Below are 16,506 nucleotides of genomic sequence, written 5' to 3'. Positions count from 1 at the left end.
CCTCCCGGAAGTTAGTCAGGGTGATTCGACGCCAGATTCAGATCGACTTGCCGCTGCACCTCGCCAATGATTTTATCAAGCCCGATGTTCTGTTGTTTTATTCGGTAATCCGATACCGCCTCCTTAACATCAGATACCAATCCGAATTCAATGGACCGACCCATATCTTCATACAACTGTACCCGTTCTTCAACTTCCTTGCTGATCGCATAATCACTAAGCAGCAAGCCTTCTAACGGCGAATCCAAATTGACTGGTATTTTGGCAAACCGCGCTTCCTCTCCCCAGAAATCCCCAGGGTATGTCTCCGTGGACCTGATGAATCGCGAATTCCAAAGCGCCCATTGCCCGCCCCAGCCCATATAGTTGCTTGTCGAATCACTTAAGTTGTGCGGATACACCACCTGCTCCCCGTCCATCTGATACGTCTTGCCTTCAATGCCGTAGATCACTAAGTCATACAGTTTTCGATCGGTCTCCATCATATCGAGAAATTGCAGCACCAATTCAGCATGCTCCGAGTTACGGTTAATGGCAACAACGTTCGAAATTGGACTGCGGTTGACCTGTTTCTTATCCGGGTACAGAAGAGACATTTGCTGGCGATAGTTTGGATCAACAAATCCCTGATCAGCAGCATGTGCCCATTCATGCGAGGTAAGTGTAAATAACACTTTACCGTTGCGCCATTGATCGGAACTATCTGCTCGGTCAATCAGTGATTCTGGACTCAAAATCTTGTCTTCATACCATTTCTTGCTCATCACTGCGGCTTCCACATAGAAGGGTTGCTGCTCAATGGCCTGCACTTTATGATTAGGGTCATTCAGATTAATACCTAGTCCATGAAACCCCAAATCCAGCCACTCCTCCCGCACGAGATAGAATGGAAGTGCTGTTATACGAGTCACTTTACTGTTCGGATATGCGCGCTTTAGTTCATGTAAGAGCACGTCCACATCTTGAACCGTCTGCACCGATTCCGGTTCCCGATAAATCCCCGCTTTCTCTGCGAGATCTACCCGCCATCCGGCATATGGACGTTGATTCATTTTGATAGACCAAGGCAGTCCGACAATATCTCCGTTCATCGTAGTAGATCGCAGGTTACCAGCCATCTGATATTTTTTATAGAGATTTGGCGCATACTCGGGTAAAAGTTTATCCAAGGGCATATAAGAACCCCGCGAAGCCATCTCTCTGAAGGAAGAATCCGAATCAAAATTAAGGTCCCACCGATCACCGGCAGCAGCCATAACTAGAAGTTTCTCCGGATATTCAGGCCAAGAAATGAAATGAATAGAAAACTTTACATTCAGTCCTTTGTCTTTTACGTACTCGCTGACTGCCGTCCATACTTCATCGGTCGCTGCTTTTTTCTCTCCGCCAAAATAAAACTTGAGTGTCACTTCCGGCTCACTGGGAAGATTAGATGATGTGAAAAAATCATTGATATCTGCCCCCGGGCTGCCCATGCATCCCGACAATGCCAGAGCTATGCATAGTAGATAGGGTGCCAGCCACCTCTGGAATCTGAAAACGGAACTCTTCATTTAATCCCCTTCCATTTCTGAAATACGGACATCGCCATCCATTCAAGATTTCTATATCAAAAAAAGCATTCACCCGTGTTCACTGTTTAAATATACCCACTTCTTTTTAGTAAAACAATGGAAATCATATATCTCATCCAGTTTAAAGGATGTACTTCTTCCACCAAATAAAAGGAGGGGTTATTCTCCCCTCCATCTGCATTTAAGAACGATCAGATTTCTTTCTCCATCCATTTCATGTACCAAAACTTCCTGTTGTATCAAATAGTACTGATTCCCCTATCTTACGTTTGGATGTCGAGATCCGCTTCTTCAACTCGGATAAATACAAATCTTCGTCAATTGGAAATTCAACGGTTTCGCCAGTCCAACTGGACAAATGCATGGCGTTCGACAACATTAAGCTATGGATGCCTTCCTCACCGTCCGCAATGAGCGGTGTTCCGTCCAGGATCGCCTTCCCAAATGAAGCGATGATCCCCATATGCTGGCTATTATCCCCTTCCGCTGGAACAACCGATACTTCAACCGACGGCGATGTAAAGCCTTCTTTCGATTCGAAACAATATTCACGTTCGTTCTGGCTGAGCTTATGCAGCGTCAGTTTACCGTGTTCACAGACCAGCTTACCCATCTCCAACGTAATCTCAAGACGATTTGTTCCTGGTAAATCCGCAGTTGTGGTTACAAATACGCCTGTGGAACCGTTCGGAAATTCCAAATACGCCGTCACATCATCTTCAACCTCAATATCATGCCACTTGCCTTCATGGCAAAAAGCACGTACTTTCGAAGGCATGCCGCAGATCCATTGGAGCAAGTCGATGTTATGAGGGCATTGGTTGATGAGCACTCCACCACCTTCACCAGCCCAAGTTGCGCGCCAGCTCCCCGAATCATAATAAGCCTGAGTTCTGTACCAGTCAGTAATGATCCAGTTCACCCGTTTGATGGCCCCAAGCTCGCCGCCTTGCACCAACTCGCGCATTTTCCGATACATTGGATTTGTTCGCTGATTAAACATCATACAGAAAACGACGCCACTTTCCTGAGCCTTCTCGTTCATCTCTCTTACCTGCTTTGTGTAGACTCCGGCCGGCTTCTCGCACAAGACATGTAATCCTTTGCTGAAAGCTTGTATCGCAAGTCTTGGATGATCGTAATGCGGTGTAGCGATAATAACAGCATCACAAAGACCACTGTTTATCAGTTCTTCCGGGCTATTAAAATAGCCTAATGTATCCGGTAAATACATCTTGGAAGCCTTAATCCGCTTTGCATCCATGTCTGATACGGCCGTAAGCTCCACCTCCATTACGGTGCCATTAATCAATTTTTTCGCATGGTCCGATCCCATATTCCCCATTCCGATAATACCGATACGTAATTTTTTCATGATCGATCTCCTTTTCCTCTAGCGGTAACCTAGAGAAGCCAAATTATTGTAGCTCGTCTGCAAACAATCGAATGGACTCGTCTGACATACGTCCTGCTCTACGAGCAAATATTTCGTATTTGCACTTTCAAGCGCTTTCAAAATCCCTATGAAATTCATGTTACCTTCCATCACCGGTTCCATTTGCTTATCCGAACCCATGTCCTTCAAATGCACGCAATGAAGCCGGTCCTGTAATTTGTCGATCCATTCGCATACGTCAGCTCCGGCAGCATGTACCCAATACGTATCCAGAGTAATTCCCAGTTCTTCGGGTGAGAAATCTTCGATAAGACGTTCGATCATACGCTTGCCATCCATTTTCTCAAACTCGAAGTGATGGTTGTGATACATGAATAGCTTTCCGGATCTGGCGATCCGCCCAGCCGCTTCCCTGAAATCACTCGCGAAATATCCGTACCAATCCAGTGACCGATATTTATCCGGCATAGCTCCAATACCGATATAATCGCAGCCAAGAATGTTATGCTCCTCAATCACTTGATCGGTTTCATACAAAATCCGCTCAGGACTCGTATGCGTCAGAACAATTTGGAGCGATAACTCGTCACACATGGCTCTAAGTGTTTCCGGCTTGATTTTACCGATTGCAGAAACTTGGATCGATGTGTAACCCATCTCGGCAATTTTTTGCAATGTACGTTTGATGTCGTTTTCAGTTTGAAGAAAAGAACGTACCGTGTACAACTGTGCACCTAAAATCACATGAAACAGCTCCCTCTCTACGTTTGGAATGTGTCTACATTAATTAATTATAGTTCTGACATGTAGAAATTCCATTGTAAATCGGAGCAATTACATTGCAAATATAGCGTCGATCTATTAGACTAACTTTACACCGAGTGGAAGAGGTGATTGAATGAATACTGTCAATATCCATACCGAATCGTTAATTCTTCACCACGCTGTAGACCGTAAGAAGACTGAACAATATGCACTTCACTGTCACAATTACTACGAGGTGTTCTATTTCGTTGCCGGTGATGTGAGCTATCTTGTAGAAGGCAAACATTATGTTCCCAAGCCCCACAGCCTCCTGCTAATTGCTCCCCACGTTTTTCATGGGGTCAAAATCGAAAGCGACATTCCCTATGAGAGAATATCGCTCCATTTTGTACCTGGCTTTCTACCTCTTGAAAACCAGTCGGTCTTATTATCTCCGTTCCATCCTGATGACGCTTCGGCTGACATCTATTACATGGATAATGGGAATCAGGTTATGTTTCCTTTTTTCAAACAATTGATCGACGCCAGACATGCTGACGAAGCTATTCGTGAATTGTCGCTTCGCGTGCGTCTCGAATCACTTCTATCACAAATATTGATAAGCAGCTATTCACTCAAAGGGACATCTGAATCTCCATCATCCACTAAATCCGTATCAAAAATCATTGCTTATCTAAACGATCATATTACCGAATCTATTAAGCTGGACGATTTGTCTGCTGCATTCTACATCAGCAAACATCACCTGAACAAAATGTTCCGGAGAGCAACAGGCACAACGGTTGGCAATTATGTCATTCATAAACGGGTCATTATGGCGCAAAACTTGATATCACAGGGCCAAACAGCCAATTCCGCAGCATCAGCCGTAGGTTTTCATGATTATTCATCTTTCTTCCGCGCTTATAAAAAGGTTCTCGGCTATGCACCTTCTGTCAAACAAAATACAATGCTTCTCAAGTGATGGATTTATCGTTCTGTAATTTGATTTAACATTCAACCATCACTGTTTTATTTTAATAACTCACCTTAATGGTCTTGATTTCAAACGGTTTGAAAACAAGGTCCATATTAGAATCCAGGCTTTCGAGCGTTTCTTCCAACATATTAGTTATTTCCATTTTGTCAAAAGAGATATTTACATCCCAAGAGGTGATTGTATATGCTCCTTCTGCCTCATACATTCGAATGACAAATCCTCTATCATTATTCTCTAACGGTTTGATGGCTTCCACGAGAATATTATCAGCCTCTATCGATAAAAGACTGTTTTGCTGAAATTCCCCTTCCAAAATAAGCGGCTTCATATTGAATTGATATGCAGGATACACAACATTTTTCGCACAAAAGCTACCATCATGAGGTAAAAAAGAATAACTGCATTCATGTAAGCCTTTTTCCCCTCGAGGATCTGGACGATTACCTCCCTTATGTAGTGAGAGTTGCATGCTTGAATTTTCCACACTGATTCCATACTTACAATCATTCAATAAGGCGGCTCCATACCTTGCTTCGGACAGATCCGTAAATTTATGATTCACCACTTCAAATTTAGCTTTTTCCATAGAATTATTTCTTGTTGTTGGACGTTCAATATATCCAAACTGTATTTCCTGTTTTGCAGTATTTGTAAAAATAGATGTATCAAAAGCTGTTTTCAAGAAACGATGCTCGTCTTGCCAATCAATCAAAGTATCGAACCTCACTTGCAGACTGTCACTATAGAAAACCATATCCTGAATGATGGTTGTTTTCACTGTAACTTGATACTTGCTTCGAATACGTATTTCAATAGGACCATTAGAAATCAATTCTCTTGAAATCATTGCAGCAGAATCCGCGAATTTATACTGGCTATCCACATCCAGATCCCAATTATCCCATGCAGTTGGTACATCTTCAGCTATAAGGAAGGTGTTGAATGCATAGCCTTCACCGCGGAGTTCCCTCTTGGCTTTTTTGTCAAAGAATGATTCAATATAACCTTGATCATTAAAAGTAACTTTAATTAATGGCGTTTCTAATTGATTCCCATCCAAACCGAACGCTGCTTCACCTCCAGTCTCACCTTCCTCCAGTGTTAATACGATGCTAGAGAAAGCAGGAATCATGACTTCTACGGCTAGCTTCTTGTTATCGTGAATGTCGGCAGTCACTTGTTGAAGATAATCTCCTTGCACCTTTAAACCTTCAGTATAATCTAGATACACTACTTCACACCGGTCAAAAGATAAGGTATTGATAACCGTTCTAGATAGTGATTTGTTCTTAGGTTTAATCAATTCTTGAATGTACTCGGCCGATTTTTCAATGATTGCAGATGTTTCAGCTAAGGATTCATCATGGACACGAGCGATACTTGTACCTGGCAAAATATCATGAAATTGATTAACTAGCATATCTTCCATCAGCGGACGAATTTTCTCGTCACTGGCTATAGTATTTTTCCTAATAGCTTCCCTTACTGTTACATATTCTAGGTTCCTTAATGAAATTTCAGCTAACCTGTTATTTCTTTTGATATTATGTTGACTGGTTAATGTTCCACGGTGTAGTTCCAAATATAATTCTCCGCTATAAATGGACGGATCTATTGCAGTTTCTTCGAGTTCTTTCATGAACTCGCTTACTGTAGTGTGATTTGCTTTAGGAATCCCTTCTAAATCCCGAACACGACGTGCCATTTCAATCATTTCAAATTGTGGACCTCCCCCACCGTCACCAAAACCATAGGCTATTAACCTTTTGTTTGTAACGGATTTTTCCTTAATTCCCCTCATCTCTCCCCCGGCAACATAATCTACCAAGCTTGCAGCATCAGGCCATATATGAGTTCGATTAAAATGTACGAATATTCTCGACCCGTCTAGTCCTTTCCAAATAAAGGTGTCATACGGGAATACATTCGTATCATTCCAGTCCATTTTAGTTGTCAAAAAATATTTTATTCCGCAGCCCTTCATAATTTGAGGCAAAGAAGCGCTATAGCCGAACGTATCCGGTAACCAAAAACAATCCGAACGGTAATTAAAATTCTCCTGCGTGTATCGTTGTCCCCAAATAAATTGGCGGATTATATATTCCCCATTAGGCAAATTACAGTCACTTTCGATCCATACCCCTCCATTGGGTTCATACCTGCCGTTTATAACCTGTTCTTTGATCCCTTCAAATACTTCAGGGTAATGCCGCTGAACCATTGCCGTATGGTATGCGGAACTTTGTACAAACTTATATTCATCGTATTGTTTCATCAGATTTAATTGATTGGCATAGGTTCGAGTACATTTCTTCAATGTCTCGTCTTTATGCCACAACCACGCTGTATCCATGTGAGAGTGTCCAATAATTCCGGCACTTGGTGCGGATATAGAATTTTGATTTTTTAGTAACTTTTGCAGGATCGGATGTGCTTTTCGTATAGCGCCCATAAAAGTATCGTAATCTACATTGTCGTAATCGTAGTACAATACTTTATGCACTTCGATCAGTTGGGAAACGATATTGCTTCTCACGAAGTTGTTAGAGTCCAATCTAGCAACAACTTGATTAAGTGTTTTTAAGTCAAAATAAAATGCGCAAATTTCATCATTCTTGGTACAAATGTCAACGCTCTCATACACATAAGTAAAGTTACCCTGACTCTCAGTTTCCAGAGGTGCCACACCCGGAAAATCATGATGAGCATAGACTTCCAAAGCGATCTCTATATTCTCGCCACCTGTTACCTGTTGTTTTAACATGTCACAGTAATGGTTACCATGGCTGTTCACAATGATTTTCGAGCAGAAAATGCCAGACGGTACACCGTCGACCCACATCATCATTTCATATCCTCCGATGTGAGGATACAAATATAAATTTTGTCCGGCGAGACTACTGAGTACTTTGTAGCTTCCTTTAAACCAACAGTATGTTTTTTCCCCTTCCCATATATCCCCCTTCTTGCAATCCTTAAAGTTCGATTCGTCTGGAATCGTATATAAAGATTCTGTTGTATGGTATTTTTTCATTGGCACTTCATCCACTTTGGTAAACATAAGCGGTTCAATGGTCTTGGTAAATCGAACTAACTTCCCGAGCATCCGTTCTAATTGTCTATCTGGCATCATATGAGTACCCTCCATAACATGATTTGGTAGGCTAGCATTCATTCTTACTTCAAGTATAAGCGAAGTAATTCCTGTCAATTCAACGATCTCGTTCTCTCTTTTATCTTATATCACATCAAGTAGAATAACCGCTGATCATAAGACCAACGGTTATTACTCCCCCTTCGGGTTACTTCAGACTTTCGCGTAACTCTAGCGTTTTTTTGTTCCAGGCTTCGGTTTCCGGAATAATATCGTTAATATCTCGATCTCCAAAAATAATATCGTTCAAGAGGTTATTGTAGTTGTAATCTCTCCATCCAACGACAGTCAATCCTGACTGGATTCTAGCATTTTGTTGTGCAATTTTTACCGCTTCAATGTTTTTCCCCTCCCATATTGGAGCTTCATCGTAATAAGCGGTAATTTCCGGATCGTTAACCGACGCATTTGCCCCTTGGTCAATTTTCCATTTCTGCGCTTCTGGCGTGAATTGGAAGCTTAGCCACAGGAACGCCGCCTCCTTTTGTTTGGAGCCCGCAAGCATGGCAAGTGGTCCATAAATGGAATAACCCGGCTGGCTCACTTTCCCTTTGGGGAACGGAAGCACATCCCATTGAAAAGGCGCCTTCTCCTTCAACGTCGGAAGTACCCAGTCGCCACCAATTGCAAAACCTGTTTTACCGTTTATGAAATCCTTAGTCACATTTCCGTCTGCTTCTGCGGCTGCGTTGCTCTGCATGGAACCATCCTTGGTAACCAGCTCCTGAAACCACTTCACTTCGTTCATGATCTCTGGTGTATTCAGCAAACTTTGTGTCATATCTTCGTTCATGTATTGGTGGTTCGCAGCATAACCATCCGCAATCGCTTTACTGGAGAGCATGCGCATTTGAATTTCTGGTTGGCTAGTCACGCCATACTCGCCTGCATTCGAATCGGTAATCTGCTTAGCAATATTCCGGAAATCATCGTAGGTCCAATCATTAGAGGGCATATCGACGCCATGCTTGGCAAGTAAATCTTTGTTCACCAAGATCCACATCGGTACATCAACCATCGGTATCGCCAGCCTTTTGCTGTTGAACGTCATGGTGTCCAAGAAACCCTCAGGAAATTTCGCATTCTGGAATATTTCGCTTTCCTCAATGTAAGGTGTTAAATCTTCAATGAGACCCCCCTGCTCAAAAGCCACCAAATCGGTATCGATCTCGGTCACATCGGCAGGCGTGCCAGCCGCTTCAAGTGATGCAATGATTTCCATGATCGGTTGCTTATTGACGGGAATTTGCTCAATGGTTATCCAAGGATATTTCTGATGGAAGAGTTCATATAACTCGTCATAAGTGCCCTCTTTCCAGGAAATGAACTTCAACGTAACCGGCTCCCTATCCCCATCCTGACCCGTCTCCGTTACTACAGTGTCATTCCCTGCTGGAGGTGAACTCTCCTTATTCCCGCTAGTCCCTGAATTTCCACTGCATCCCGCCAACATAAAAGTCAGAGACAAGACTGCAGCCAATATTGATGTTCCTAACCGCTTCTTTTTCAAGCTTTTCCCTCCCCATTGTGATCTTATTTGTGTTCTTTTCTTCAGAGATACAGACCGTCCACAGCCACTAGCGGCCAGCATTCCCCCTTTCCAATGAAGTCAAAAATCACTTTATCTCCCCAGTAGTGATCTACTCTACAATTCCAGTTCGTTCAATTCCGGTGATGAACCAGCGCTGGAGGAACATGAAAATCAACATCGGCGGGAAAATAATGAGGAATGCCGCTGCCATTTTGGTTCCTTCCGTAACCGGGTTATTAACCGACTCCTGGCTGCTGAGCAGAGAGGGATTCAATACTTCTTCCAGATTGTCCAGACGTATCGACAACGGTGTGAATCCCTTGGCCAAAAACATGGATGGTTCATAATACATGTTCCAATACCAGATGAAGGAAAAGAGAAAGACGACGAGACAGGCGGACTGAGCCAGTGGCAGCATAATTCGGAAGTAAAGTCGGGCTGCAGATGCACCGTCAAGCTTTGCCGCTTCTTCAAGACTAGGGGGCTGGGATTTGAAGAATTGGCGGAATATGAGAATAAACAGTGCTCCCTTTAAACCCTGGCCGAAGATCGCAGGTACCAGAAATACAAACAACGAATTTAGCAGTCCTAACTTGCTGAAAATAACATACAGCGGAATAATGATGACCTGTGGAGGTATAAGAAAGGTCAATAGTACCAGTGCTGTAATTAGTCCTTTGAAGGGAATAGCCAGCCGTGCAAGTGCGTATCCGGTCATAGAACAGATCAGCACCTGAACAAGTGAACAAGTAAGAGCAATTACCGCCGTATTCCGCAATGCTTCCGGGTATTGTAAGCCCTCGTAAGCCTTTGTCAAGTTCTCCCATGTAACGACGCGGGGAATCCATTTCACAGATGGGTCCAACAGGTCACTGACCGTCTTTAACATCGTGGTGATCATGTAGAGAAGTGGCTGTAGATACAAATACGCCACAATAGACAGCAGCACATAAATGATCAGTTTAGCTAACAACCCGTCTGACAAATTCCTGCCCATAAGCAGAGCTTTAAGCTTTTGCGACTCTCTCCGCCACAGCAGATCTCTTACATTATTTTTGGCCCGATCAAACCATAGTTCTTCTTTCATGATCTTCTCCCCCTCTGGCGCATGCTGCGGCTGAACATTCCGAGTACTATCGCGATCAGGACAAAAATGAATCCGAAATAGATCCAAGCCAATGCACTTGCATATCCGTATCCGGTATCCACTTTGAACATATTGTCGCGAATATGCTTCAGCACTGGATTGAGAGGGAAGGTGAAGAGATCTATGATGGTATAGAGTACATTAAGGCTTATAAACGGAATGCTGGCAGGTAGCGTTATTTTCCAGAAGCTGTCCCAAGGCGATGCCCCGTCAATCCGTACTGCTTCATAAATAGATGGAGAAATCGTCTGAAATCCGGCGATAAAGATCAAGATCTGTACCCCCGAATACCAGAGAATTAGGACAACGCGACCCAGCACTTCCATGATAATCTTCGCCATTTCGCCTCCGACATATTGCTTCACTAACGGTTCCAGATTGTATTGATCCAGAAAGGGGATATCGCCTGCCCCCTGCGTAAACAGCTCCGACAACACCTGACCAGTGGCGAAGATGACAGGTAAAAAGAATAAAGCGCGATAGATGAATCTTCCGGGAAACTTCTGATTCAGCAGCAGCGAAATAAGCAGAGCGAAGATAACGATAATCGGAACCATCAACAACATTTGCTGAAAATAGGTGATCATCTCAATCGGGAACACATTGTCCTTTAGGAAAGCATCCCGGTAATTTTGAATGCCGATCCAGTCATATTTAAATCCGCCCGGCACCACCGCCACCTTGTGTAGTGACATGAACATTGACCAACCGATGGGTATAGCTACGAACACACTGAATCCGATCATCCAGGGCAGCATGAAAAGCAAACCAACGCCATAGCGCTTGAATTGGTATTGAAGCGCCTTCTTCTTGTGTTCTTGCAACTGGCTCATCGGGCAGCCCCTTTCTCCACCTTGAAGCTCTTGGCTGCATAATCCACAATGACGCGAGTTCCATTCTCATACGTGGTCATATAACGTTCATCACTTATTTGTTCGTGATCAACAATCCTAAGCGAATAAAGATCACTTAAGCTATCAAATCGTCCGTATTCCTCTACAATGCGGCTTTCCCACTTGTCGAATCTGCTGCTGTATAGACCATATACAGGTGTATTTTTCAACTTCCGGGAATCATCATGAGTGACGAAAAAGGATGGCAGCGCTCCATATTCTATCGCCTTCAAAAATTCGGTATCCTCATCATCGCGCAGATTTCCTGCTTCAAATGTGTAAGGTACGTTGCCGTGCAGTGCGATTGGGTAAAATGGAACGGTCTCATCGATCATGAAATCGTAACTAGAGGAGGATGCCATTCCGTCAATGAAATCAGTGCTGCCAAGCACATAAGCATTGCCGCGTTCAACGCTGGTCGATCCTAACTCCTTACGGGTGTAATCAAGTAAACCATTGTATACGGTCTTCGTATATTCTCTTGTACGGATGCCGGACAACTCATAGTCATGCACAAGAATCTCGCCCAATCCGCTGTAATGGATCCCGTTTACTCCAATATCTTTTAACTTGTCAATTGTTTTTGCTGCACTTACTGCCGTATATACTGGTTTAGCAAGATACCACCCATCAATGTTATAAGCCGTACCATCAATACCGCGAATGGCGTCTGTTTTGCCAGAGAATGATGACTCGCTGTCCACCCATAAAAAGTCCTCTTGGAAAGCAACATCAATACCTGATTTCTTCATCGAGGCGACAAAGGATTTAGCACCAGTCTCACCTCCGAGCGAACTCTCAATTGGGAAACGCTTCTCCATGTTGTAATCGCCCTCGTTCTGCCAGCCATAAAATATGGTCTTAAGCGAAGCGACACCCTGCTGTTGCAGCCGCTCTACAATTTCAGTCGCTTGATCAAACGTTGTGGTAGCAACATACTGCACTCTTCCAAAAGCCTTTTCATAATTTCCGCCCATCAATTTCAGGTAGAGGGGAACATGTTCTACCGGTTGCAAAGCTTCTCCCAACTGGCCGGATTCTTGTAAATAATCTCGGTAAGCACTCGCCATTCCGATATAAGAAGCTTGCTCCCCATTCAGAAAGCGGTACTCTACCTCACGGTCCAGGTCCAATTTTTGCTTCTGAATAGCCTTGCTTGGAGTAGCCAACCTACTCATTCTGTATAAATACTCTTCTCGGTAGATTTGACTCGAGTACACATTGTAGAAGGATGAGCGTTGTCCAGGTGCCATTGCGACTACATTAGCAGAATCCTCGCCCTTCCTCATGACAGCGACATAAGCATGATCTCCACGTTTCAACCCAAATACCGGATAAGCGATATTCTCTCTGTTCTGAACCATTAAATTGATATTCCCTGCATTGGTCAGTTCCTGGCCATACACCTGATGGATGTACCCTTTGGAAAGGCTTGCCTTTGCCGTATCATAGCGGATCAGTCCGCCTGGACCATCAGGCACAAATAAATATCCATCTTCATTTGCCATAGCAGCGCCGAAATGAGGCAGGACATCCATTGAAAACAACACATGATCTCCTTCTTCGCGGATTCCTGCTGCCGGCACTTTGACCTTTAATCCGGATTCCGTTAATTCGTATTGAATAGCAAAACCAATGCGTTTGTCAGGAAACCAGTATTGAATTTGAAGTCCTTTCATATCACGGATCATCGTCGTCTCTAAACCGGGCGCTTTACTGTTCAATGTTTCCCTAACCGTTTGGTCTGCTCCTTGCGTACGTACATGGGTTAATACAAACGGAGACTGCAAATTATCCAACAGTTGCCCCTTGACGCTCTCATCCGCGAGCTCAACTTCAGTCGGATTGCTGGTCCAACGGTATCCGCTTCTTTTGTCCAGAACGTAGATTTGCGTATTGAGCGGATTCACATACAGGGCGTACTGATCGTTATCTACCGCAATTGCATAACCATCTGCTTGTGCAGCAGGCTTCCATCTTTCACCTTGATAGAGGGAAGCTTTCTCTGGTATCAGCACTTGTATTCCAGTAGCGGCAAAAATCTCCGTTGTACTCTGCTGCCATGGTTTTATAACCAACACGATGAGCATCAGACCAAGCACCAGCACAATAACGGCGGTCCATCCTGCCCTATTCCATTTTCGTTTGAGTTTGTTATAGATTGATGTTCACCTCTTTGTAAAGCTCATAGAAAAAGTCATACAGATTAAAGGACAATCCGAATATAATGAAGCCAAACATCCAGATCGTCAGAATCGCAAACACAGTAACGGCCGAGTTTTTGATCGTTTCCACAAATTCAAAATTGTGAATTACTTGTGTCATCACAAAGAACATGGAGAGAAGCCACAGTACCATCACCATATTCATGGCATGAATGATGATCGATTCATCTAGTGAGACGATGTTGGATAATAACAGAAGTGGAATTGAGAAGAATACGTATGGTGATAGCGCATACACACTTCCTTGAATTACTTCTCTGAATTTACCCTCACCGTCTTTGACACTGCAAACTAAGTAGTTGGCAACAATCCAGGTGATCCATGGTAGGATGAAGAACCCCATCTCTTTTAGTAAATTAACTTCTGAGAGTTCAACTGGATGAAAGAGGAACCCAGTCCAGTAGATTGTGCATAATTTGATGGCCAGCACGAGAGACAGCAGGGCTATCGTAATCCATGGTGCAATTCTCGCTTCCTTGATCCGGTAGAATCCTTCATATGGATGAAACATCACATAACTGAAATTTTTCAAATCAGCGAAAGGTTGCTGCAAGCGCTCAGAAAGCGGCCGCTTCCGCAGGTATAAACGTATTCCGCGTATACCAAAATGGAGGAAGAGTCCACCCCCTACTAGGCTATATATTAGGATCATAAAGTGGTTCTGCAACCAGTCTAACCTCAGCTTCCAGAAAGCTTTGGAGTAACCTTCTGTATCAAAGGCTGCCTTCATAAACATCAACGCATCCTCGTTACGTCCTTCATGTAGAAGCACTTTTCCTAAACCTTGAAAGGTGCCGTTATACATATCGTTACGGGCGTAGACAGCTTCCCAGTAAGGCTTGCTTTGCTCGTATTTCCCTTCTGCATACAAAGCTAGCGCTTTCAGCACATCTCTTCCCAAATCAGTACGCACATATTTGTGTACGGTATTCGTGCCGCTGTCCGAGATCCAGATCGCATGGTTGTTGTCCACCCCAATGCCTGTCGGATAACCCAATATGCCATACTGCTGCGTATCTTTATTGACAAGACCAAACTCAAACATCGCTTCCCCATTACGGTCGTACATATTGATGTGCATAGAGTCAAGGTCAATATTGTAGAGAAATGCATCAGCATCAATCGCAGCATCAACAATACCGTGACCGTTCTCTAACGTCTTATTCTTGAATATATCCACGCCGCCTGCATTCAGTTTACGGATGGCTCCCTTCCCCTCACCGCCAGCAGTCGAAGTATAGATAAAGCCGTCTTTGTCTACCGAGACATTCGTAATCGGTTTAGGAAGCGCAGCCTTTTCCTTGGCCAATTGATCTTTATTGAGAACCAGTTTCTTCAACCAGTTGAGCATGGATTGATCGGCTTTGTTAGCACCGAAGTAACCCATGAATTCACCTTGGGGATTTAACCGAACAAGCCCTTGATAAGATGAATTCAGTTGTATGTACATGACACCACGACGATCAACGATCAACTTGACGGGCACAAAGTGCTCGGACCCCATTAATGGTGTATTCGGTTTTTTGAAATCACGCTGAAACACCCCGTTTTGATCAAATACCGCGATCCTCTGATTACCTGAATCCGCAACATACACTGCATTGTCCGGTGTGACAAACACACCTTCAGGTGAAGACAACTGTCCTGATCCTTCTTCTTCACCGATTGTACGTAGCAGACTACCATCCTGATCTAACACTACGATTCGGTTCTGCTTCTTATCTGCGATGTAGACCTTGTCGTCTGAGGCTACGTCAAGGTCTACCGGTTCCCCAAAGTCGGCAGAATAGGCACCTGCTGGTCTGTAAATCGGCTGAATCTGGAACCAGTTTGACTGGTTACTGTCATAATAAGCCGTCCAGTACGGAAGACTTGCTGAAGCTGCCTTCGGCAGAACGGTTAACGCAATCAAGCCCATGAGTGCCATTGATAACCATTTTTTCATCGCGACTCTACTTCCTTTACTGATGACTTTACTTAATACCGGAATGGACCATCGTCTCCAATACCTTGCGTTGGAAGAGCAGGAAGATGATCAAATTCGGGATAAAAATGAGCAGTCCGGCTGCTGCTGCCATATTCTGTCCTGCGACATTGTTCTGCAGCCCACTAAGCAGGCTATTCACATAGAACGGTAAAGTACGCATCGCCTCTTTTTGCATGAACAAAGTTGAGGTCTCGACATCACCCCACACATTTTGAAAAGTAAGAATGGATATCGTTGCAATGGCTGGAACGGATAAAGGCAGAATAATTCGTCTGAATATACCGAAATGACTGGCTCCGTCAATCTTTGCAGCCTCCATCAGATCATTTGGAATTTGGGAAATAAATCCGACCAGCATGAACACCGCCACCGGTGATGCAAGTGAAGGTAAGATGTGTCCGAAATACGTATTGTTCAGTCCAAGAGCGCTGATGACCAGATAACGTGGAATGGAAACAGTTTCAGGTGCGAACATAAGGGAAAGTGTGATCATCCCCATAATGAGTTTCTTGAAATGGAACTGATATTTTGCCAATACATAACCTGCCATTGTACTGACCATGATTACACTGATGAGTGTAAATGACACAACAACCATACTGTTAAACAGGTAACGGGTGAACGGTACCAAGGCATTGGTAGCGTGAAGAAACAACGTTTCAAAGTTATTTAGTGTTGGCTGTTGTACAAAGAATTGAGGTGGAAACAAAAACAATTCATTTTGTGGTTTAAAGGCATGATTGAAAATAAATACAATGGGTAGTGACATAAATACTGCCAGGCAAGTAAACAACAAAATCAGAATGACATCGAAAGATGATATTGAGCGGAGCTTTCGTAATTTGGCTATCATAC

11 protein-coding genes are annotated in these 16,506 nt (G+C 43.7%); 1 reads left to right on the top strand and 10 read right to left on the bottom strand.

The window, feature by feature from the left end; all coding sequences use genetic code 11:
* Nucleotides 1-11: 11 nt before the first annotated feature.
* From ACR1R9_RS09880 to ACR1R9_RS09870, 3 genes are all read right to left on the bottom strand, one after another.
* A complete protein-coding gene (locus ACR1R9_RS09880) occupies nt 12-1,553 on the bottom strand; it encodes an extracellular solute-binding protein (RefSeq protein ID WP_099858920.1) in 1,542 nt (513 codons plus the stop codon).
* 235 nt (nt 1,554-1,788) lie between these two features.
* Nucleotides 1,789-2,949 (bottom strand): Gfo/Idh/MocA family protein, encoded by a 1,161-nt coding sequence (locus ACR1R9_RS09875; protein ID WP_076291407.1) that lies wholly within the window; start codon nt 2,947-2,949, stop codon nt 1,789-1,791.
* An 18-nt stretch (nt 2,950-2,967) separates the two neighbouring features.
* Nucleotides 2,968-3,714 (bottom strand): sugar phosphate isomerase/epimerase family protein, encoded by a 747-nt coding sequence (locus ACR1R9_RS09870; RefSeq protein ID WP_433921196.1) that lies wholly within the window; start codon nt 3,712-3,714, stop codon nt 2,968-2,970.
* 154 nt (nt 3,715-3,868) lie between these two features.
* Here ACR1R9_RS09870 and ACR1R9_RS09865 point away from each other — a divergent pair, with 154 nt between their 5' ends.
* Nucleotides 3,869-4,699 carry a helix-turn-helix domain-containing protein gene (locus ACR1R9_RS09865; protein ID WP_433921197.1) on the top strand — a complete coding sequence of 277 codons (831 nt, stop codon included), beginning with the start codon at nt 3,869-3,871 and terminating at the stop codon, nt 4,697-4,699.
* 52 nt (nt 4,700-4,751) lie between these two features.
* On the opposite strand, the gene ACR1R9_RS09860 is transcribed toward ACR1R9_RS09865, so the two are convergent.
* From ACR1R9_RS09860 to ACR1R9_RS09830, 7 genes are all read right to left on the bottom strand, one after another.
* Nucleotides 4,752-7,847, bottom strand: a complete 3,096-nt coding sequence (locus tag ACR1R9_RS09860; protein WP_433921198.1) for an alpha-mannosidase — start codon at nt 7,845-7,847, stop codon at nt 4,752-4,754.
* Nucleotides 7,848-8,016: 169 nt separating this feature from the next.
* Nucleotides 8,017-9,378 (bottom strand): ABC transporter substrate-binding protein, encoded by a 1,362-nt coding sequence (locus tag ACR1R9_RS09855; RefSeq protein WP_180287236.1) that lies wholly within the window; start codon nt 9,376-9,378, stop codon nt 8,017-8,019.
* 130 nt (nt 9,379-9,508) lie between these two features.
* Nucleotides 9,509-10,486, bottom strand: a complete 978-nt coding sequence (locus tag ACR1R9_RS09850; protein ID WP_064637608.1) for a carbohydrate ABC transporter permease — start codon at nt 10,484-10,486, stop codon at nt 9,509-9,511.
* Nucleotides 10,483-11,379: a carbohydrate ABC transporter permease gene (locus tag ACR1R9_RS09845; RefSeq protein WP_143764815.1), complete on the bottom strand. Its 897-nt coding sequence runs from the start codon at nt 11,377-11,379 to the stop codon at nt 10,483-10,485. Before ACR1R9_RS09845 ends, ACR1R9_RS09850 begins: the two co-directional genes overlap by 4 nt.
* Nucleotides 11,376-13,529 carry a DUF5696 domain-containing protein gene (locus ACR1R9_RS09840; RefSeq protein ID WP_433956436.1) on the bottom strand — a complete coding sequence of 718 codons (2,154 nt, stop codon included), beginning with the start codon at nt 13,527-13,529 and terminating at the stop codon, nt 11,376-11,378. The genes ACR1R9_RS09845 and ACR1R9_RS09840 overlap by 4 nt, the downstream gene beginning before the upstream one ends.
* 64 nt (nt 13,530-13,593) lie before the next feature.
* The gene (locus ACR1R9_RS09835) at nt 13,594-15,609 is read right to left on the bottom strand and encodes a YIP1 family protein (RefSeq protein ID WP_433921200.1); all 2,016 of its coding nucleotides are present in this window, start codon (nt 15,607-15,609) and stop codon (nt 13,594-13,596) included.
* 28 nt (nt 15,610-15,637) lie between these two features.
* Nucleotides 15,638-16,504, bottom strand: a complete 867-nt coding sequence (locus ACR1R9_RS09830) for a carbohydrate ABC transporter permease (RefSeq protein ID WP_433921201.1) — start codon at nt 16,502-16,504, stop codon at nt 15,638-15,640.
* Between the last annotated feature and the right edge of the window lie 2 nt (nt 16,505-16,506).

This window comes from Paenibacillus taichungensis (assembly GCF_050994985.1).
Taxonomy (GTDB): Bacteria; Bacillota; Bacilli; order Paenibacillales; family Paenibacillaceae; genus Paenibacillus; species Paenibacillus taichungensis.
This window is presented reverse-complemented; position numbering and strand designations above follow the sequence as displayed.